This window comes from Flavobacterium sp. GW821-FHT12A05 (genome assembly GCF_058807735.1).
This window is the reverse complement of record NZ_JBXAQY010000012.1, coordinates 16,783-36,296: the sequence shown is the minus strand read 5'-3', so window position 1 is coordinate 36,296 and position 19,514 is coordinate 16,783. Positions and strand designations below refer to the sequence as shown.

The 19,514-nt window shown below is 33.4% G+C and carries 20 protein-coding genes; 12 read left to right on the top strand and 8 right to left on the bottom strand.

Annotated elements, in window-relative coordinates; genetic code table 11:
• Nucleotides 1-3: 3 nt before the first annotated feature.
• From AC1RRQ_RS22690 to AC1RRQ_RS22670, 5 genes are all read right to left on the bottom strand, one after another.
• On the bottom strand, nucleotides 4-972 hold the full coding sequence (locus tag AC1RRQ_RS22690) for a pyocin knob domain-containing protein (protein ID WP_493025291.1): 969 nt from the start codon (nucleotides 970-972) through the stop codon (nucleotides 4-6).
• An 81-nt stretch (nucleotides 973-1,053) separates the two neighbouring features.
• Nucleotides 1,054-1,845 carry an O-methyltransferase gene (locus AC1RRQ_RS22685; protein WP_493025290.1) on the bottom strand — a complete coding sequence of 264 codons (792 nt, stop codon included), beginning with the start codon at nucleotides 1,843-1,845 and terminating at the stop codon, nucleotides 1,054-1,056.
• A gap of 23 nt (nucleotides 1,846-1,868) precedes the next feature.
• Entirely contained in the window at nucleotides 1,869-2,324 is a 456-nt protein-coding gene (locus AC1RRQ_RS22680; protein WP_493025289.1) for an FKBP-type peptidyl-prolyl cis-trans isomerase, read from the bottom strand.
• A 113-nt stretch (nucleotides 2,325-2,437) separates the two neighbouring features.
• Nucleotides 2,438-2,803: a four helix bundle protein gene (locus tag AC1RRQ_RS22675; protein WP_493025288.1), complete on the bottom strand. Its 366-nt coding sequence runs from the start codon at nucleotides 2,801-2,803 to the stop codon at nucleotides 2,438-2,440.
• Nucleotides 2,804-2,910: 107 nt separating this feature from the next.
• Nucleotides 2,911-4,773 (bottom strand): ABC-F family ATP-binding cassette domain-containing protein, encoded by a 1,863-nt coding sequence (locus AC1RRQ_RS22670; protein WP_493025287.1) that lies wholly within the window; start codon nucleotides 4,771-4,773, stop codon nucleotides 2,911-2,913.
• A 158-nt stretch (nucleotides 4,774-4,931) separates the two neighbouring features.
• Between AC1RRQ_RS22670 and AC1RRQ_RS22665 the strand changes: the two genes are divergently transcribed.
• The 4 genes from AC1RRQ_RS22665 to AC1RRQ_RS22650 all read left to right on the top strand — a co-directional run bounded on the left by AC1RRQ_RS22665 (nucleotide 4,932) and on the right by AC1RRQ_RS22650 (nucleotide 8,341).
• Nucleotides 4,932-6,074 (top strand): helix-turn-helix domain-containing protein, encoded by a 1,143-nt coding sequence (locus tag AC1RRQ_RS22665; protein WP_493025286.1) that lies wholly within the window; start codon nucleotides 4,932-4,934, stop codon nucleotides 6,072-6,074.
• A 60-nt stretch (nucleotides 6,075-6,134) separates the two neighbouring features.
• On the top strand, nucleotides 6,135-6,971 hold the full coding sequence (locus AC1RRQ_RS22660) for an alpha/beta fold hydrolase (RefSeq protein ID WP_493025284.1): 837 nt from the start codon (nucleotides 6,135-6,137) through the stop codon (nucleotides 6,969-6,971).
• Between the two features lie 231 nt (nucleotides 6,972-7,202).
• Complete coding sequence (locus AC1RRQ_RS22655; RefSeq protein WP_493025282.1) at nucleotides 7,203-7,634, top strand: DUF6326 family protein; 432 nt, start codon at nucleotides 7,203-7,205, stop codon at nucleotides 7,632-7,634.
• A gap of 17 nt (nucleotides 7,635-7,651) precedes the next feature.
• Entirely contained in the window at nucleotides 7,652-8,341 is a 690-nt protein-coding gene (locus AC1RRQ_RS22650; RefSeq protein ID WP_493025281.1) for a DUF4386 domain-containing protein, read from the top strand.
• On the opposite strand, the gene AC1RRQ_RS22645 is transcribed toward AC1RRQ_RS22650, so the two are convergent.
• Nucleotides 8,325-9,296, bottom strand: coding sequence for a T9SS C-terminal target domain-containing protein (locus AC1RRQ_RS22645; RefSeq protein ID WP_493025280.1), 972 nt, complete (start codon nucleotides 9,294-9,296; stop codon nucleotides 8,325-8,327). The two genes, AC1RRQ_RS22650 and AC1RRQ_RS22645, sit on opposite strands and share 17 nt — an antisense overlap.
• A gap of 127 nt (nucleotides 9,297-9,423) precedes the next feature.
• Between AC1RRQ_RS22645 and AC1RRQ_RS22640 the strand changes: the two genes are divergently transcribed.
• The gene (locus AC1RRQ_RS22640) at nucleotides 9,424-10,836 is read left to right on the top strand and encodes an undecaprenyl-phosphate glucose phosphotransferase (protein ID WP_493025278.1); all 1,413 of its coding nucleotides are present in this window, start codon (nucleotides 9,424-9,426) and stop codon (nucleotides 10,834-10,836) included.
• 3 nt (nucleotides 10,837-10,839) lie between these two features.
• Here AC1RRQ_RS22640 and AC1RRQ_RS22635 read toward each other — a convergent pair whose 3' ends face one another.
• Complete coding sequence (locus AC1RRQ_RS22635) at nucleotides 10,840-11,577, bottom strand: tyrosine-protein phosphatase (protein ID WP_493025277.1); 738 nt, start codon at nucleotides 11,575-11,577, stop codon at nucleotides 10,840-10,842.
• Nucleotides 11,578-11,702: 125 nt separating this feature from the next.
• On the opposite strand from AC1RRQ_RS22635, the gene AC1RRQ_RS22630 reads away from it, so the two are divergent.
• Nucleotides 11,703-12,890, top strand: coding sequence for a DUF5009 domain-containing protein (locus tag AC1RRQ_RS22630; protein WP_493025276.1), 1,188 nt, complete (start codon nucleotides 11,703-11,705; stop codon nucleotides 12,888-12,890).
• A gap of 71 nt (nucleotides 12,891-12,961) precedes the next feature.
• On the opposite strand, the gene AC1RRQ_RS22625 is transcribed toward AC1RRQ_RS22630, so the two are convergent.
• The gene (locus AC1RRQ_RS22625; protein ID WP_493025274.1) at nucleotides 12,962-13,543 is read right to left on the bottom strand and encodes a hypothetical protein; all 582 of its coding nucleotides are present in this window, start codon (nucleotides 13,541-13,543) and stop codon (nucleotides 12,962-12,964) included.
• A 119-nt stretch (nucleotides 13,544-13,662) separates the two neighbouring features.
• Between AC1RRQ_RS22625 and AC1RRQ_RS22620 the strand changes: the two genes are divergently transcribed.
• The 6 genes from AC1RRQ_RS22620 to AC1RRQ_RS22595 all read left to right on the top strand — a co-directional run bounded on the left by AC1RRQ_RS22620 (nucleotide 13,663) and on the right by AC1RRQ_RS22595 (nucleotide 19,477).
• Nucleotides 13,663-14,844, top strand: a complete 1,182-nt coding sequence (locus tag AC1RRQ_RS22620; protein WP_493025273.1) for a hypothetical protein — start codon at nucleotides 13,663-13,665, stop codon at nucleotides 14,842-14,844.
• A 31-nt stretch (nucleotides 14,845-14,875) separates the two neighbouring features.
• Nucleotides 14,876-16,039 (top strand): glycosyltransferase family 2 protein, encoded by a 1,164-nt coding sequence (locus tag AC1RRQ_RS22615; protein WP_493025271.1) that lies wholly within the window; start codon nucleotides 14,876-14,878, stop codon nucleotides 16,037-16,039.
• Nucleotides 16,040-16,123: 84 nt separating this feature from the next.
• Nucleotides 16,124-17,455 carry a dihydrolipoamide acetyltransferase family protein gene (locus AC1RRQ_RS22610; protein ID WP_493025270.1) on the top strand — a complete coding sequence of 444 codons (1,332 nt, stop codon included), beginning with the start codon at nucleotides 16,124-16,126 and terminating at the stop codon, nucleotides 17,453-17,455.
• Between the two features lie 217 nt (nucleotides 17,456-17,672).
• Nucleotides 17,673-18,443 carry an exonuclease domain-containing protein gene (locus AC1RRQ_RS22605; protein WP_483096718.1) on the top strand — a complete coding sequence of 257 codons (771 nt, stop codon included), beginning with the start codon at nucleotides 17,673-17,675 and terminating at the stop codon, nucleotides 18,441-18,443.
• 78 nt (nucleotides 18,444-18,521) lie between these two features.
• The gene (locus AC1RRQ_RS22600) at nucleotides 18,522-19,133 is read left to right on the top strand and encodes a fumarylacetoacetate hydrolase family protein (RefSeq protein ID WP_493025268.1); all 612 of its coding nucleotides are present in this window, start codon (nucleotides 18,522-18,524) and stop codon (nucleotides 19,131-19,133) included.
• Nucleotides 19,133-19,477 (top strand): Hpt domain-containing protein, encoded by a 345-nt coding sequence (locus AC1RRQ_RS22595; protein WP_012026948.1) that lies wholly within the window; start codon nucleotides 19,133-19,135, stop codon nucleotides 19,475-19,477. Before AC1RRQ_RS22600 ends, AC1RRQ_RS22595 begins: the two co-directional genes overlap by 1 nt.
• Nucleotides 19,478-19,514: the final 37 nt, after the last annotated feature.

Sequence of the window (19,514 nt, the reverse complement as noted above, 5' to 3'; positions counted from 1 at the left end):
AAACTATTTAAGTTTCTTTTTCATTTCAGTTATTTCCTGATTTTGAAGATCAAGCTTTTTATTCAAATCAATAATATATAAAGTTAATTCTTCAATTTTTTGTAAAAGTTTAGCGTCCATTTCACCTAAATTGATTCCATTTTTCAGCACTTCTTTTTCACTCGGAATATTTTCTAAATGACCGTTTTGTTTAATTTGATTTTCTACTTCTAAAAGAGTAGGCAGATTATAATCTTCTTTAAAAACAAAATCCGACCAGTCTTTTATTTCAACTTTTACTTCTTTTGAACGAATAGTACCATTAACATCTAATTTGTTTTGAGGATTTTTTGTGCCAATTCCAACATTACCTGCATTTATAAAGGAATTCCCTGTTGTTGTTAAACGCACTCGAGTTTCATAATTATCTATTCCGTTAGCGGCATCAATTTCAAATGTGTTTTCTAAAACACCATTTGCTGCTCCGCCAGGTCTCAATATTATACTATTATGGGCGTAAGCTCCTTTTGGAGATCCCATAATTAAAGAGTGGCCCTGCCAATAGAAATGCGAAATTCCCCATCCATTAAGACTTTCATTACTATATATGGCTAGTTCTTTTGCTGTTAAATGATTAGCATGAAAATCGACAGTGTTGTTGTTTAAATTTCCAGAGTGGTAAATTTTATTCCAGGCTGACCATGAAGTTCCGCCATTGTTTGTCGATTGGCGATAATAAAAATTATTTTCAGTACTAAAAGCTAGTTGAGTTCTCCAATCAGATCCGCCAGGTCCTCCCCAGTGTCTAAGACCTAATACAGTACCATAGGTGGAAGGGCTATTAAGAGTATGCGGCATATAGATCGCTAAATCATTTGGGAATGCATTTAAATCGTCTACTCCAGTTTGTGTCATAAATTGTCCATATGTCGTAAGCGTTGCTAAGAACGAAATAAGTAGTACTAAATGGCTTTTTTTAATGTTGAAAATCATTGGTGGTATTTTTATATTAAGGTTTATGATTCCAAAAATATAAAAAAGAATGATTTTATGTGTTAAATAAAAGAAAGGGTTCTAGGCTCGAATTGTAAAATGCTCTTTTTCCTGTTCATATCTAAAAAAGACAAATCCCCATTGAAAGGTGTCGATGGTGACTTTTACTTTTGGATGATTTTTGATAATCTCCCAGGCTTCTTCCATTTCTGGTGACCAATGAATATCATCAAAAATCCAAACCGAATCGTTGTTGATTGTTGGCAGTAAAAGTTCAAAATAAGATAAAGTTGCATTTTTTGAATGATTTCCGTCGAAGTATATTAAATCGAAGTTTTTAGTCTCAGTATTCAGTCTCAGTTTGATATCCTGCAGATAACTGTCAAATTCAGTTACAACAGAATTTACATTGTCGAGATTGAATTTTTGCAATTGTAACTGACATTGATTTGCAGTTTGCGGGCATCCTTCTAAAGTAATTACTTTTGCTTTTGTGTTTGCAAGAGCTAGGGCAGAAGTGGCCAAACCTAATGAAGTTCCTATTTCTAAAATGTTCTTTGGTTGAAAATAATTCGTAACGCGAAATAACAATTCAGCACGTTTAGGTGAAATTCCTGCTGTCGATGCGATTTTAGAAATTTGTCTTTTATTTGATTTAAAGACCTTTGAACCCGCGCCAAAATCTGTTACTTCAATAAAGTTTTTATTCTCCAGAAGCGATTTTCTATAGTTTTTTAGAATTTGGTATTCTGGTTTTGGCTTCTTATCATAGAAACATTTTGTTAGTAAACTAAAAACAAACGGCGAATGAACACCGTGTTCGTTTTTAGAATTCCACAGAAATTTTAAATAAGATTTAATTTGAAACAGCATGCTGAATTTTGAAATAAATACTCTTAATTAAAAGAAACTAAGGTTATATCAAATATAAGAACAGCGCCTCCGGGAATGTTTTGGTTTCCCGTGCTTCCGTATCCTAAATGAGAAGGAACAAAAAGTTTGCACTCGCCTCCAGCTTTTAGAAAAGGAATTCCTTCTTTCCAGCCTGGTATAAGTCTGCTTAAAGGAAATGCAACCGGATCAGTACTTTGATCAAAAACTTTTCCGTCTGTAAAAGTTCCTCTATATTTTACTGTTACCGTTGATTTTATTGTTGGTTTTTCTTCTCCTTCACCTTCCTTAGTAATAATGTAGTATAAACCAGAAGCAGTTCTTTGTGCTGTCAAATTGTTTTTAGCTAAATAATCTACAATCTCTTTTTCGTTTTGTGCCGTATAATCTTTGACTTTATCGTCTTTTGAACAAGAAATGAATAATGTTAATGCTAATAATGATGCTAAAATGTGTTTCATGTTTGTATTTTTTAAGAGGCGCTAATATAATAAATTTAGTTTTCAGTCTCGGTTTTCAGTTTTCAGTCTCTCCCGATAGCTATCGGGATCAGTGTTAGTCTCGGTTTTTGCGTTTAATTGCAGCCGAATTTACTTGGATTATTAATCATGTAATTAATAAGTTTTCCAATTTCAATGTTTTTAATGTTCAATCGATCAAATGATTCTTGTGTTATATATTTACATCTTAAAGAAAATTCCAGCCAGGTATTTGTTTCTGAGTTTTCGGCATCACTGTCTGTTAATTTGCTTATAAAATGATTTACATATCTTCTCTTTCTGTAAGATTCTGCAATGTTTGCAGTAACACTTCTTGACGAACGACGAATTTGATCAGTTAATGAATACGTTTCTTCTCTTGGAAATGTTTTCGAAATTTCAAAAATTTCCATCGCCAATTCAAATGACTTTTTATAAGCCAGTAATTCTTTAAAATCCATTGATTATTTTTTTGCAAAAATAACTAAAAAGAAAGAAAAAACTTATTTTTATATAGAGAGCTGTGACTGAAGACAGAGACTGAAAACTGCGACTGAACACTAAAAAATTATCCTTCGATTTTAGCAGAAAGTTCAAACCAGCGTTCTTCTTTTGCTTCGATTTTGTTTATGATATTTTGAAGTTCATTTGCTTTTTTCTCAATATCAGCATCCGCTACTTTTCCGTCAGAGAATAATTGTTCGATTTTAGTTTTTTCGATTTCTAAATCTTTGATTTCTCTTTCGATTTTTTGATATTCTTTTTGCTCGTTAAAGCTTAAATTTCCGGTTGGGTTATTTTGTTTCCAGTCTTTCTTTTCAGCTTTGTTTTCTTCTTTTTGAGCTACATCGGCACTATCTTCATAAGCACGGAAATCAGAATAGTTTCCTGGGAAATTCTCTATTTCGCCGCTTCCTCTAAAAACAAATAAATGATCGACAATTTTATCCATAAAGTAACGGTCGTGCGATACTACCAATAAACATCCCGGATAATCTAAAAGGAAACTTTCCAGAACGTTAAGCGTTACAATATCCAAATCGTTTGTTGGCTCATCCAGAATCAAAAAGTTAGGATTCTGAATTAAAACGGTACATAAATACAAACGTTTTAATTCGCCACCGCTTAATTTTTCGACATAATCGTATTGTTTTTTCGCATCAAAAAGAAAACGCTCTAATAATTGTGAAGCCGAAATAATTTTCCCTTTTGCAAGCGGAATATATTCTCCGTATTCCTTAATAATATCAATAACACGCTGTCCTGGTTTTGGGTTAATACCAGATTGAGTGTAATAACCAATTTTAATAGTGTCTCCTTTTACAACTCGGCCGCTGTCCGGCGGAATTGTTCCTGTAAGGAGATTCAGGAAAGTTGATTTTCCTGTTCCGTTTTTACCAATAATTCCAATTCTTTCGCCACGCTGAAAATCAAAACTAAAGTTATCCAGAATAACCTTGTCCTTGAATTTTTTAGAAAGTTTATGAAGCTCAATAATTTTGCTTCCCATTCTTTCCATGTTAATTTCAAGTTCGACTTTGTTTTCTTTACGTCGGCTTTGTGCTTTTTCCTTAATTACATAAAAGTCATCCTGACGCGATTTAGATTTGGTTGTTCTCGCTTTTGGCTGGCGGCGCATCCATTCTAATTCTTTTACAAATAAGTTTTTGGCTTTGTCAATACTGGAATTTTCAGAAGTAATTCTTTCTTCTTTTTTCTCTAAATAATAAGAGTAATTTCCTTTGTATTGGTATAATTTTCCGTTGTCAAGCTCGATAATTTCGTTGCAGACACGTTCTAAAAAGAAACGGTCGTGCGTTACCATAAACAACGTAATGTTTTCTTTTGCAAAATAACTTTCAAGCCATTCGATCATTTCTAAATCTAAATGGTTGGTTGGCTCATCCAGAATCAATAAATCAGGACGATTAATTAATATGATAGCCAATGAAAGACGTTTTTTTTGTCCTCCCGAAAGATTCTTCACTTTAAGTTTAAAATCTTCCAGTTTTAGCTTAAACAGAATTTGTTTGTACTGCGTTTCAAAATCCCATGCATTGTGCTGATCCATTCCGTCGAAAGCCTTTTGGTAGGCTTCTTCATCATCTGGATTTTCAAGTGCTTTTTCATAAGCTTCAATTATTTTAAGCGTTTCATTGTCTGAAGCGAAAATACTTTCTTCAATCGTAAGTTCATCCTGCAGATTATTGTCTTGCGAAAGAAAAGCCATTCTAATTCCTTTTCTCAAAACAACTTGTCCGGTATCAGGCTCGTCTAAGCCATTAATGATGCTCATGATGGTGGTTTTACCCGAACCATTTTTGGCAATAAAAGCGATTTTTTGGTCTTTGTTAATTCCAAAAGAAATGTTGTCAAAAAGGACTCTTTCGCCAAATGACTTTGATATATTTTCTACAGATAAGTAATTCACTTTGTAAATTGTAAGTTATAAATTATGAGTTATGAATGTTTTGGAAAACATAACTTTTTGCAAAAGTAAACTTTTATCTTACGATTTGCGAATTGTTAATCTTATTTAAGTTGACTAAGACAAACTTAATTACTTAGATTTGTGATCAAAATTGTTTTATGTACTCAATATTCAATGCAATAATTTGCGGTGCAGCATTTTTACTGGCATTTATAATTTTTGTAAATCAAAATAAGATCAATATAAAAGCTAATCGCTGGTTTGGTTCTTTTATAGGATGTATTTTTTTAATCTTACTTGAAAATGTTATTGTAGACAGCAAAATACTCGGCGAAGAGGATATTCTGAATGAATTAATAAACATCTCCAGTTTTGTTGTTGCTCCGATATTTTATCTAAGTGTGTGTTATTATATCGAGCCAGTTAGAAAATGGAAAGCAATTGATTACTTGCATTTTAGTTTCGCTTTCCTAATCTTTATTCTTCTTATTATTTCCTGGATAATAGACGGCAATGATAAACCCGAAGATATAAGTCCGGAAATTGTACAGAAAACAATAGCAGTATTTAATTTTATTTTCAGCCTATACGTTTTCATTTATTGTTTTCTGGCTTACCGAAAAATTGTTAAACATGAAAAAACAATTAAACTTTTAAATTCTACTTCTGAGAATCTGGATTTAAAATGGCTGAAAAATATTATTGCCGGCGTTATTTTTATCACGATTTTTTGGATTCTTGATATTGTATTTCAAATATCCGAAGGAAACAAAAACTTCGATGTCCTGACAAGTTTGATTTACTTTTTAAGTATTCTCTACATAACTTATTATTGGCAGAAACAAAAAGAAATCTTTCCATATAGTTTAAAAGAGAAAGAAGAAATAGAAACTATTATTGCTGAAACTTCTCTGCCGGAAGGTAAACGAAAACAATTGCTGACCAGCGAAGAATTAGAAGAACAAAAAATCAGATTAGTACAGTTAATGGAAACCGAAAAACCTTTTTTAGAATTTGGTTTAAGCTTGGTAAAACTGGCTGGTTCGATGAAAATTTCTACACATATACTTTCGTACGTAATCAATAATGGATTTGGTGAAAATTTCTATCAGTTTATAAACAGATACCGAATTGAAGAAGCTAAAAAATTAATGATTGATTCTGAAACGGATCGTTTAAGTTTATTAGGAATTGGATTTTCTGTAGGTTTTAATTCCAAAACGGTTTTTAATACTACATTTAAAAAAGTCACGGGACAAACTCCGTCAGAATATAAGAAACAAATAGGTTCTAATTTATAAATCAGAACGACCAGCCTTTGTTTTTAAGGGATTTTTGCTGAAAATTTTAATCTTAAAGAAATGAAATCAGCAAAAAACATTATTGCAAAAATTGGACTAAGTTTATTCTTTACATTCGTTTCATGCGACAAAGACAGTGATAATAATACTGAAACTTTACAAGAAACAAAAGTAGATGTTGGAACTCATAAACTGGCAGCTTACTCCATTATTCACAATTCAAAATATTTAGTAGTTTTTGAATCTGGACTCGGAGACGGACATTCTGTTTGGAACGAGAAAAAAATACCAATAAAACTAAGTGCCCAATTAGATGTTGTAACATACGACAGAGCCGGTTATGAAAAATCTGAAAAAGATTCAAAACCAAGAAATATAAATCAATTAAGAAGTGAACTTGAAACTGTAATTAATAATTTCTCGAATGGCAGAAAAGTTATTCTTATCGGGCATTCGCTTGGCGGTATGATTATTAGAGATTATGCTGTTAAAAATGCTTCTAAAGTGGCCGGATTATTATTTATAGATCCATCGCATGAATATTATAATCAGCCTTCGCAAGAGGAAGAGGATATGCTTTATAATCTTTTTAAAACCAATTATGGTGCTAATTCTGGAGTAGCGCTCGAAGCCAGAGAAATAATAGAAGATTCTCAGTATATGGCGACACTTCCGGATTTGCCCAATATTCCTGTAATTGTAATTTCGAGCTTAAAAGTCGACGCATCTACTTCTGAATCAGATAAGCAAATATGGTTTAAGGCGCATGAATTATTGAAAGAAGGAGTTTCTGATTTCACGCATATTACAACTAAAAAATCCGGACATTACATTATGAATGATGAACCCAATTTGGTGATCGATAATTTTAATTTACTGTTGTCTAAAATAAAATAATAAGCTTTTGCGGAATTTGGTTTAGTACAAAATCAAATTCCGCAAAAGCTTATTTATGAATATATGTGTTCAATAAAGAACTCAAATCTAAATAATGAATTTGCTGCGGATATTCCTACTGAAAGTGTCATAAAGACAATGAAGTTGAAGGTAAGAAGAGAGAAAGGTTATGCATGAATTGTAACATTTTAAGATTTTCTCCGACATATTTATAAATTTAATTCTTTAAATATGAGCGTAAAAGAGAAAAATACCGGTGGCTTCGAAGATTTTAAAGTAAATACAAAAATCAAACTTTCGGCATTATGGACTTCGGTCATGTTTTGTTATATCTACGGAGATTATTTTTCGCTTTATGTTCCAAAGAAAGTCGAGGAATTTATAAATGGAGAAACACTTCTTGATTCTCCTGTCAAATTATTTCTCGCTGCAATTTTAATGACCATTCCGGCTTTAATGATTTTTGCATCGGTTGTTTTAGAACCCAAAATAAACAGATGGCTCAATATCATTTTCGGAATATTTTATACTTCAATAATGCTTTTAATTGCCTTTACAACGGTATCGCTTTGGTGGAGTTTTTATGTGTTTTTGGCTTTAATAGAAAGTATACTTACGGCTGCGATTGTTTGGTTTGCAGTTAAATGGCCAAAACAAGTTTAATTTTAAAAGATAAGCGCATGAATCAGGAATCGAAAATATCGTATAGAAATACAGGCAGAATTGCAGGTTTGTTGTATCTGGCAGTGGTAATAACCGGAATTTTTAGTTTGGGTTATGTTCCTTCAAAATTAATTGTCTGGGATAATCCATCATTCACTTTTACTAATATTGTAAATGCTGAATTTCTTTTTAGACTCGGCATTGTAGGCGGTTTAATCTGCTATACTTTCTTTTTATTTCTGCCTTTGGTTTTGTACAAACTGCTTCAATCTTTTAATAAAACCTATGCGACGTATATGGTTGTTTTAGCGATTGTAAGCGTTCCTATTTCATTTTTAAATATGCTCAATAAATTTGCTGTGCTTTCTATTATTAGTTCAGGGCATCAGCAGGCAGATGAAGTAATGTTTTATCTCAATCAATATGATTTCGGGAATTTAATTGTTCAGATTTTCTGGGGACTTTGGCTGTTTCCTTTTGGCTATTTGGTTTTTAAATCCGGCATAATTCCGAAATTTTTAGGCGTTTTATTGATGTTGGGATGTTTGAGTTATTTGATTAATTTCTTCGGAAACGCATTATTTTCTAACTATGCAGAACTAGGAATCTCTTCTTATGTAAGACTTCCTGCAAGTCTTGGCGAAATCGGAACCTGTTTGTGGCTTTTAATTATGGGAGCAAAAAATACAACTACGGCCGTTGATTAAAATATGGGCTTAAAACCGAACTCAAATCTAAATAATGAATTTGCTGCGGATTGTTTATAATGGGTTTTCGAACCAAAGATTCATTTGTAATAAAATAATGCAGCCCATCTTTTGTTGCAATTCCTTCTACTTGATGAAAAGGAAGTTTAAGATCGATTTTACGTTTATTACCCGATAAAAAATCTTGGTTTTTAAAATCGTATAAAAGATATAAAAAGGTTTTTCCGGTTTTTGAATAGCCACAGAGAACAATAATTTTTTTATCTTCAAAATAAGTCGCGCCCGTTACCAAACCTTTGGTTTCTAAAGTGCCTTTTAATTCTGCCGTATAATTTCCGGGCTTATTGGGTAAAACATAAATATTGGTTTTAGATAACTTCCATTGTTTGGTAAACAAATAAATACTGTCTTTTACAACGATAAAAGCTTCGCAGTCAAAATTGGCTGTATTGGTTTTTTGTGCCAATAAATCAGCTTGATCAGAATAGCGGAATGAAATTTTCTCAATAATTGGATTTTGTTCTAAAAAGGATTTTTTTTCGATTTTTAAGATGTTTAAATCCTCTCGGTTACCGCTTAAATTATTTCCGAAATCGCCAATGTATAAATACGAACTGTCTTGCGAAATCTCTTCCCAGTCGTGATTGATAGCTTGTTCGAGAATTATTTTCTTTTTAATTTTTCCTAAAGAATCCAAACCGTAAATCGTTTTATCGTGATCGTCGTTATGCGTCCACAACAAATGATCAAAAGCAATTAAACCCGAAGTTTCTTTAATAGAATCACTCAGCTTAATCGAATATTCAGGCCTTATTTTTAGGTCTTTATAAACACAAGTGCCGTCATTTTGTGTTGCATTTGGATTGTAGTTTTTCGAAAGCGGATCTGTACAGCCCGAAATTTGTGCCTGTACCGAAAAAATAGATAAAAGGAAAAACAATAGAATCCGCAGCATTTACTCAACTTTAAATTTTGGTTAAGACAAAAGTAAATTTTTAAAAGAATAGAAAAAAATAAGATTTTTAATATAATTAAAATGTTAATTTGCAGCCAGAAGTTTAAGCTAAGCTGAGCCCTCAAATATGAAAATTTTACAAGAACTGTCTCGTTTTAGAATGTCCCGATATTTCAAGCTTTTGTTTGTGTGCTGGGATATTATTTTGTTAAATACCGCTATCGTACTTTCGGCTTTGGCGAGATTTGGCAGTTTAGACGAGCTTTTTATAAAAGAAGAAAAAACAGTTTCACTTCTGGCAAATTTAATCTGGATAGGATTGCTTTTAAATAAAGATTCTTACCGAATGATTCGAATTGAACGTATAGAATCGATTTTAGCCAGAACGATTAGAAAGCTGGTTATTCATGCTTCTTTAGTTTCTATATTTGTTGTATATCTAAAATTTGCAGATATTTCCAGGCTTCGCTTGCTGTATTTTTACTTTTTCTTTTTCGTCATATTGTTGATTTCGCGATACATATCGATGAAGCTCTTAAAAGAAATTCGGTCAAAAGGCTATAATTTCAGAAAAATAATCATTGTTGGAGCCAATGAAACGGGCGAAAGAATGCGAAAAATTTTAGCCAAAGATCTGACTTACGGTTATAAATTTTTAGGTTTTTTTGATGAAAATGCCGATCCTGTTTTTGCCGATCAGGTTTTGGGAGGTTTTGATGCAATTGAAGATTTTATTGTAGAAAAAGAAGTCGACGAAATGTACGTTGCACTGCATATTGATAATATCGAAATTATAAACAGACTCGTAAAAGTCTGCGATCAAAATATGGTTAGGATTAAATTTATCCCTGATTTTCAGTTGTATACAAAATCAAGTAAAGTCGAAATTACTTTTTACGAAAACACTCCCGTATTAATGCTTCGCAGGGAACCTCTGGAATTTGCGGTAAACAAACTTCTTAAAAAAGCATTTGATGTTTGTTTTTCGGCTTTGGTAATTGTATTGATTTTTCCGTGGCTGTTTCCAATTGTAATGGTGCTCATTAAAATAGAATCACCAGGTCCGGTTTTCTTTAAGCAAAAACGTGCAGGCCGCGATAATATACCTTTTACATGTCTGAAATTTAGAAGCATGTACATTAATGACCTGGCAGATAACAAACAAGCCGGAAAAGGAGATAGCCGCATAACGAAGTTTGGTGCTTTTATGCGCAAAACTAGTATTGATGAACTGCCTCAGTTTTTTAATGTTTTTTGGGGCAATATGTCAGTGGTTGGACCAAGACCGCACATGGTTAATCTCGCAAATGAATACAGCGAATTGATTAATAATTATTTAGTACGCCAATTTGCTAAACCCGGAATAACGGGCTGGGCGCAGGTAAATGGTTTCCGTGGGGAGACTAAAGAACTCGTTGATATGGAAAATAGAGTAGAATACGATATTTGGTACATCGAAAACTGGAGTTTACTGCTCGACATCAAAATCATTGTAAGAACCATAATAAATGTCCTTAAAGGCGAAGAGAATGCGTATTAATGATTAAAATTTAAAGAAGTGATTATTGGAAATAACCTCTTTTAAATTAACCATTTCGTCAATTTTAATTTTTTGATGCAAAGACTCAATATGATTGTTATGATGAACATCTGTTCCTGTAAAATCATACATTCCTTTTTTTAGTAAAAGCGCCGCATTTTTAGTGATTTCGCTGCCATAATAACCAACTGCAGCCAGCAAATTGAGCTGAAATAAACAGCCGGCTTTTTTTAATTTTTCGTATTCACCAAAGTTTTTGTGAAAATACAAATACCTTTCCGGATGTGCCAAAACCGGAATATATCCTGCCAGTTGTACATCAAAAATAATTTTATATAAGTTCAGGGGCGGGCTTAAATACGAGATTTCAACTAAAACATAATTGTCTTTTAAAGTCAGGAGTTTCTCGGTTTTTATATGATTTTCAAACCAGTCATCCATAAAGTACTCGGCTGCAGCCTTAAACGGAATAGTAATGTTTTCTTCTTTTAATAAAAACTGCGTTTCATTTAATTTACTCAAAATATCCTGCTCAGAATTGTTCCAGACATAATGACTTATATGCGGAGTAGTAACAAATTGAGAAATTCCCAATTCTTGAAAAGATTTTGCCAGTTTTGCTGTTTTTTTAATAGTCTTGGCGCCGTCGTCAATTCCCGGAAGCAAATGCGAATGAATATCCACATAATCGCCCGCCAAAAGATCTTTTAAAAATGGTTTTGATTTAAAGAATGCTAACATGCTGCAAAAGTAAAGAATTGATCTTGTTTTTATTTATGCTTGAAAAAATTACTTCAAAATAAAAAATGTAACAATGTAACCTGCTTTTTATAAATATATTATATTTGATAAAAAAGTAGTATTTTATGAAAATTAAAGAGAATTTATATAATCAAAGGATTATTTCGATTGACGCTTTACGCGGAATTACCATTTTTGTAATGATATTTGTAAATGAATTGGCAAGTATCCAAAATGTACCCCAGTGGATGAAACACATGCCCGCGGACGCTGATGCAATGACCTTTGTAGATTTAGTTTTCCCTGCTTTTTTGTTTATTGTAGGAATGTCGGTTCCGTTTGCTTTTAATGCCAGATTAATAAAAGGCGACAGTCCAAAAGTAATCTGGGCACATACCTTAAAACGTGCATTGGCCTTAATCATTATTGGAGTTTATATGGTAAATTCCGAATACGGTTATGATGCTTCAAAAATGATAATTGCACCTGCTTTTTGGGGACTTTTAGCGTATTCAATGCCAATTCCTATCTGGAATAAATATCCTAAAGACTTTTCAGTTTTATTAAAAAATATACTTCAGTATGGAGGAATCCTGGTTTTAATTGCGCTTTACTTCTTATACGTTCAGGAAGAAACCGGAGCAACAGGAATTACGCCAAAATGGTGGGGAATTCTGGGTTTAATTGGTTGGGCATACCTAATTTCGGTAATTTATTACTGGCTGGTTTCGGGCAGGTTATGGGCTATGATTGCATTTTTGGTAGTTTGTGTAGCAGCAAATTCAGCTAATTTAACCGAAGGTTTAGCGATTCCGGAATGGCTTCGTTTTATTACCGGACATTTAACTCACGCATCGTTAGTCTCTGCCGGAATCGTAATTTCATTATTATTTTTTGACCGAAAAATCGAAAATAAAATCAATTGGTCGGTAATAGGGTTTATCATTTTATTTTTTGCCGTTGGATTTTACCTTCGTCCGTATTACGGAATTTCAAAAATACACGGAACACCGTCTTGGACTATGTTATCAGCCGGAATTTGTACAATCTTGTTTTACTTTTTGTATTGGCTGATGGAAGTTAAAAAACAAACCAAGTGGAGTGAATTTTTTATGCCGGCTGCAGCAAATCCGTTATTGATTTATATTTTGCCGGGCGTTATTTACTATTTCTATAAAGCTTTTAATATTCATATCATTCCGGGGTATTTTAGAGAAGGCGTTCCCGGAATTTTATGGGCATTAGTATTCTCGATTATAATGCTGTACGTAATGAAAATCTTCAACAGATTTAAAATTCAGCTGCATTTGTAATAGTCTCAGTTTTCAGTTGCAGTTTTCAGTTAAACGTACCGCAAACTGCGACAGAAAACTGCGACTGATGACTATTCAATAACAACAGATTTTATTTCTAAAACAGCTCCTGCAATCGGATTGTAATTCACGAAATTAAACTTACAGAGGTTATGGATATTCAATGTTTTCCCGTTTGGATCTCCGTCTTGTTTGAAAGCCGTCCACGGAATTTTTATTGTGGAAAATTTTTTAGCTGAAACAGGTAAATCAACCCTTGGATGTGAGCTGCCGTGAACGCAGCCAGTTCCGTCTGCATTTCCTTCTCGTGCCTGTAATTTTATTAGATGCGATGATTTGTAGGTAATGCTGAGGTATTTTGAATATTTAGATAAATTCGTTGGCTTACCATCATTAGAAGTTGATTCAGTAACCATCACATTGAGTTCGATTTCTCCAACGGGATTATCTTTTGCCGTAACTTTTACAATTCTTTTTTCTTTTCGAATAGTATTTATTGTTTCTTGGTTTTCCTTGGCTGGTCCGGCAATATACCAGGTCGAAGTTTTTATGAGGTCAATATCTGCGTTTAGAAGTTGTTCCGCGGAAGCGAAACTTAACGTTGCAAACACAAGAAATAGAAAACCAATTAAATAGAATGATGCTGCTTTCATTAAAAAAGATGTTTTTGTTCAATTCAAAAATAGAGTTTTCTTTTTTATTATTTAAAAAGAACGTCTATTCTGAATAAAATTTTAAATTTGTAAGACATTGTTTTTGAAAAGCTTACGTTATGAGAGATGCAAAGTTACTATTTGGATTGTTTTTCTTTTTTCAAATGCATCTTTGCTATTGCCAGAACGATTCTATTTATAACGACAAAAAAGATATTCTCGATGTATTGTATAAGCTTTTCAATAAAAATGATTCTTTAAGGAAAAATCAAGATAAAAAAATCGCTTTTTCTCTGCTTCCCGTTCCGCTCGATGCAAATAAAAGTGCAGGATTAGTGGTTTCATTTTTAACTACTTTTTATCTGGGCGACAGTGAAACGACCAAAATGTCTCAGGTTTCATTTTCACCCTATTTTAGTTTTACCAAGCAATATGTTTTTCCGGTTCAGTCCTATATTTATACAAGAGACAATAATTGGAATTTTATTGGCGATTACCGCTACATGATTTATCCGCAGGATACTTACGGTTTGGGCGGACATAATACGGATAAAAAAATGTCGACTTTGGATTATCAGCAATGGCGTTTTTATCAATTTGCAACCCGAAAAGTAATTGGTAATTACCGACTTGGACTTGGACTATTATTTGATAATTACCAAAATATTTCCGAAGACTCCTATATCGACGACGAAACAGATTATTTTAAATATATGAATGGTGATTTTTCAGATGAAACTTCCTTTGGAGTTGCCATTCAGGGATTGTATGATTCGCGGGAAAATAACGTAAATCCGGAACAAGGAATATACGTGGAAGCTGATTACCGAATGAACACAAGCGGTGTCGACGGCAGAAGATGGAATTCTATTTATTTTGATGCCCGAAAATATCATTCTTTTCATAAATACAAACACCGGATTTTGGCTTATCGGGCTTTTTATTGGTCTACTTTTGGAGGAAAACCACATTATTTAGATCTGCCGAGTATTGGCTGGGACCGAGACGGTAAAACAGGACGCGGTTTTACCCGAAACAGATTCCGCAGTAATGCACTTATTTATTTTGAAGCCGAATACCGAACCGATATTTCTAAAAACGGATTCTGGGGTTTGGTCTTTTTTAGCAATGTTTCTTCGGTTTCTAAGTTAGAAACGTATGACTTTAAAAAGTGGAATCCCGCTATTGGAACCGGATTGCGCATTAAATGGAATAAGAAAAACAACAGCAATCTTGTTCTCGATTACGGAATTAGTAAAAACGACTGGTCTTTGCGATTAGGTTTGGCTGAAAATTTCTAACTTCCCCAAAAATCAAATTTCCTAATTTTTCATGCAATTATCGGTTGTCATCCTTAATTATAATGTGCGTTACTTTCTGGAACAATGTGTTTTAAGTGTTCAGGAAGCAATTGCCGGTCTTGATGCCGAAATTATTGTAGTCGATAATAATTCGTCTGATGACAGTTGTTTGATGATGAAAACCCGATTTCCGGAAGTAAAACTCATTCAAAACTCAGAGAATTTTGGTTTCCCAAAAGGAAATAACATTGGCGTTGAACAAGCCCAAGGCAAATACCTTTGTATTCTAAATCCAGATACCGTCGTTGCCGAAGATACTTTTAAAAAGATTTTGGCTTTCGCCGAAGAAAAACAAAATCTCGGAATCATTGGCTGTAAATTAATTGACGGAACAGGAGATTTTCTGCCCGAAAGCAAACGAGGGATTCCAACACCCTGGGTTGCTTTTACGAAAATTTTCGGATTGTATAAAATATTTCCAAAATCGAAACTCTTTAATCGGTATTATGCTCAACATTTAAACGAAAACCAAACCGGAGAGGTTGAGATTCTAGTTGGCGCTTTTATGCTGCTGAAAAAAGATTTGTATGAGGAATTAAACGGTTTCGACGAAAACTGTTTTATGTATGCAGATGATATCGATTTGTCATACAGGGCACTTCTGCAGAAAAAATATAATTATTATTTTCACGAAACCACCGTTTTACATTACAAAGGCGAAAGCACGATAAAAGACGAATTGTATATGAAACGTTTTCAGGAAGCCATGAATTTTTTCTATCAAAAGCATTTTAAGAAATCATGGTTTTTTAGTTTTTTTATTCAAGTAGGAACCTGGTTTTTTTCTTTTGTTAAAATGTTTCAGGGAAAGCTAAAAGAAAAACCATTGCCGGAAAGTTATGTTTTTTACTCCCAAAATGAGAATTTGTCGGAAAAGTTGGCTTCTGTTTTAGAAAATAAAGTTAGTTTTTTAGAATTCAAAAAAGAAAAAATGGTAAATTCGTGCCTGATTTTAAAGGGTAAAAAGACAGAGATAATTTTGGATAATCAGTATGTTTCATTCAAAAAATGTATCAATATCATAGAAACTCTTAAAGATAAGAACATTACTTTTAAGATTTTCCCCAAAAATACCAATTTTATTATTGGAAGTAATTCGAGAAATGACAGAGGGCAAATCGTGAAAATTGAGTAAAAAATTATATTAAGTGTAATTTATATTTAAAAATTTCAGTAATTTCGCAATCTGAAAATCAAAATCACCCTTTAGAATAACAATATGGCAAGATTTGAATTAAAGCTTCCTAAAATGGGAGAGAGCGTCGCTGAAGCAACCATTACAAATTGGTTGAAAGAAGTTGGAGACAAAATTGAAGCTGATGAGGCTGTACTCGAAATTGCAACTGATAAAGTTGACAGCGAAGTACCAAGCGAAGTATCAGGAATTTTGGTTGAGCAATTATTTGGCAAAGATGATTTAGTTCAGGTTGGGCAGACTATTGCGATTATCGAAACAGAAGGTGATGCGCCGCAGGCGACTCCTGCAGCTGTCGTTTCTGCGCCTGCAGAAGCTGTTGAGATCGAACAAACAATCGAATCTGTAAAAGAAACAGTTTCGGCTCCGCAAGACTTCGCGGGATCTGAAAAATTCTTTTCTCCTTTAGTAAAAAATATTGCAAAAGAAGAAGGTGTTTCTGTTGCTGAACTGGATAATATTCAGGGTTCAGGAAAAGACGGCCGAGTAACAAAAGATGATATCTTAAAATATATTGAAGACCGCAAATCTGGTGCTGTTCAAACGCCAAAAGCAGTCGAAGAAGCTCCAAAAGCAATAGTTCAGGCTCCAAAACCAGAACCAGTTGTACAAAAAAGCCAGCAGGCAGTTCCGGTTTCTGTAAATGGCGGTGATGAAATCATCGAAATGGACAGAATGCGTAAACTGATTTCGGGTTATATGACGGCTTCTGTACAAACTTCGGCTCACGTACAATCGTTTATCGAAGTTGATGTAACAAATATTGTAAAATGGAGAGATAAAGTTAAAACGGCTTTCGAAAAAAGAGAAGGCGAGAAACTGACTTTTACTCCAATTATGATGGAAGCAGTTGCAAAAGCTTTAAAAGATTTCCCTGGAATGAATATTTCTGTTGACGGTGATTACATCATCAAAAAGAAAAACATCAATTTAGGAATGGCGGCTGCATTACCAAATGGAAATTTAATTGTTCCTGTAATTAAAAACGCAGATCAGTTAAATCTTGTAGGTATGGCAAAAGCGGTTAACGATTTAGGAAACCGTGCAAAAGCCGGAAAACTGAAACCAGACGATACGCAAGGCGGAACTTATACGGTTACGAATGTGGGAACTTTTGGAAGTGTTTTTGGAACGCCAATTATCAATCAGCCTCAAGTTGGAATTTTAGCACTTGGAGCAATTCGTAAAGTGCCTGCGGTTATCGAAACGCCGGAAGGTGATTTTATCGGAATTCGTCAAAAAATGTTTTTATCACACTCTTACGACCATAGAGTAGTAGATGGAGCATTAGGAGGAAGTTTTGTAAAAAGAGTAGCAGAATATTTAGAAGCTTTTGATGTAGACAGAGATTTCTAAATCCATTTATAAATAAAATTAAAACCCGGAAATTTGAAAAAGTTTCCGGGTTTTTTGTTTGCGTGAAAATCTCAAAATTAATTTCCTGCAATGTTGTTTTTGAGTGATTTTAAAAGTTAAAATCGTGAATTTAGACTCATTTTGAACAAAAAAAGTAAAATTAGGAGAGGAAAATTCGGCTTTAAAAATTACATTTGTAATCTTATAAAAATTAAAAATGGAATTAAAACTTAACAAACCAATTTGCTTTTTTGATCTTGAAACAACTGGAATTGATATCGGTAAAGATCGAATTGTAGAAATTTCAATATTTAAAGTTTTTCCAAACGGAAATAAAGAAAGTAAAACCTGGCTGGTTAATCCAACAATTCCAATTCCTCCACAAACAACGGCTGTACATGGTATTACAGATGAAAAAGTAGCTAATGAGCCTACTTTTACAGAATTGGCACCGCTTATTCATAATATGATTAAAGACAGTGATTTGGGCGGATTTAATTCAGATCGTTTTGATATTCCGTTACTCGCAGAAGAACTGCTTCGTGCGGGAGTCGATTTTGATATGAAAAATAAGGTTTCGGTAGACGTTCAGACTATTTTTCATAAAATGGAAGAACGTACTTTAAGTGCAGCTTTGAAGTTCTATTGCGGAAAAAGCCTTGAAAACGCGCATTCTGCAGAAGCAGATACAATGGCGACTTACGAGATTCTGAAAGCGCAGTTAGATCGTTATCCGGAATTAGAAAACGATATGAAATCATTATCTGAATTTACAACTCGTAAAAAAATAGCCGATTTTGCCGGAATGATTGCTTTTGATAAAGATGACGAGGAAATTTTTACTTTCGGAAAACACAAAGGTGCAAAAGTGGAAAAAGTATTAGAAACAGAACCTGGATATTTCAGCTGGATTCAAAACGCTGATTTTCCGTTGTATACCAAAAAAGTATTGACTGGAATTAAATTAAGAAAATTAAACACAAAATAAGGTTCTAAGATGCTAAGATTCTAAGGCGCTAAGTTCTTAGTATCTTAGCATCTCAGCAACTTAGAAGCTATAAAAAAAATGAAGATCATTTGTATCGGTAGAAATTATACCAATCATATCGAAGAATTAAAAAACGAACGTCCAGACGAGCCGGTAGTTTTTATGAAACCGGATTCGGCGGTTTTGTTAAAGCAGCATCCGTTTGTAATTCCGGAATTTTCTCAGGAAGTTCATCACGAATTAGAAATAATTGTGAAAATTAATAAGGTAGGGAAGTATATCGAACCCAAGTTTGCACACAAATATTATGATGATATAAGTGTAGGTATTGATTTTACTGCCAGGGATTTACAAGATAAATTAAAGGCAAAAGGACTGCCTTGGGAAAAAGCAAAAGCATTTGACGGTTCTGCGGTAATTGGAGATTTTTTACCAAAAAGTGATTTTGTTTCGTTAGAAAATCTTACGTTTGAGCTCAAAAATAATTCTGAAACAGTTCAAATAGGGAACACAAGCTTTATGCTTTGGAAAATAGATGAACTTGTTTCGTATGTATCGCAGTTTTTTACATTAAAAATCGGAGATATAATTTTTACGGGAACACCAGCAGGTGTTGCACCGGTTAAGCCTAATGATATTTTAGAGGGCTTTTTGGAAGATAAAAAATTATTCAGAATACAAGTAAAATAATGGCTTTAAAGTACAACCTTTCGAAAGTGTATGCGCTTTCAGATAATGACCCCGAATTCGTAAACGAAATTCTAAAATTATTTGTTACGGAAGTTCCTGAAGATTTGAAACAAATCAAAGAAGGAATCAAAAAGAAGGATCATAAATATGCTTATTCTTATGCGCATAAAATTAAACCTACATTAGATTTAATGGGGTTAAATGTGGCATTTGAAGAAATTCTGCAAGTCGAAGCCTGGACAAAGGCCGAAGGAAAGAAAAAAGATATTATCGAGACTTTTAAAAGTATAAAAGTACAGGTAAAAGACGCGATTAAAGAAATCAAAAAAGACTTCGATTTGTAGTTTTTTTTGGGCGTGACCCATTTCTTGTCCTTTAAAA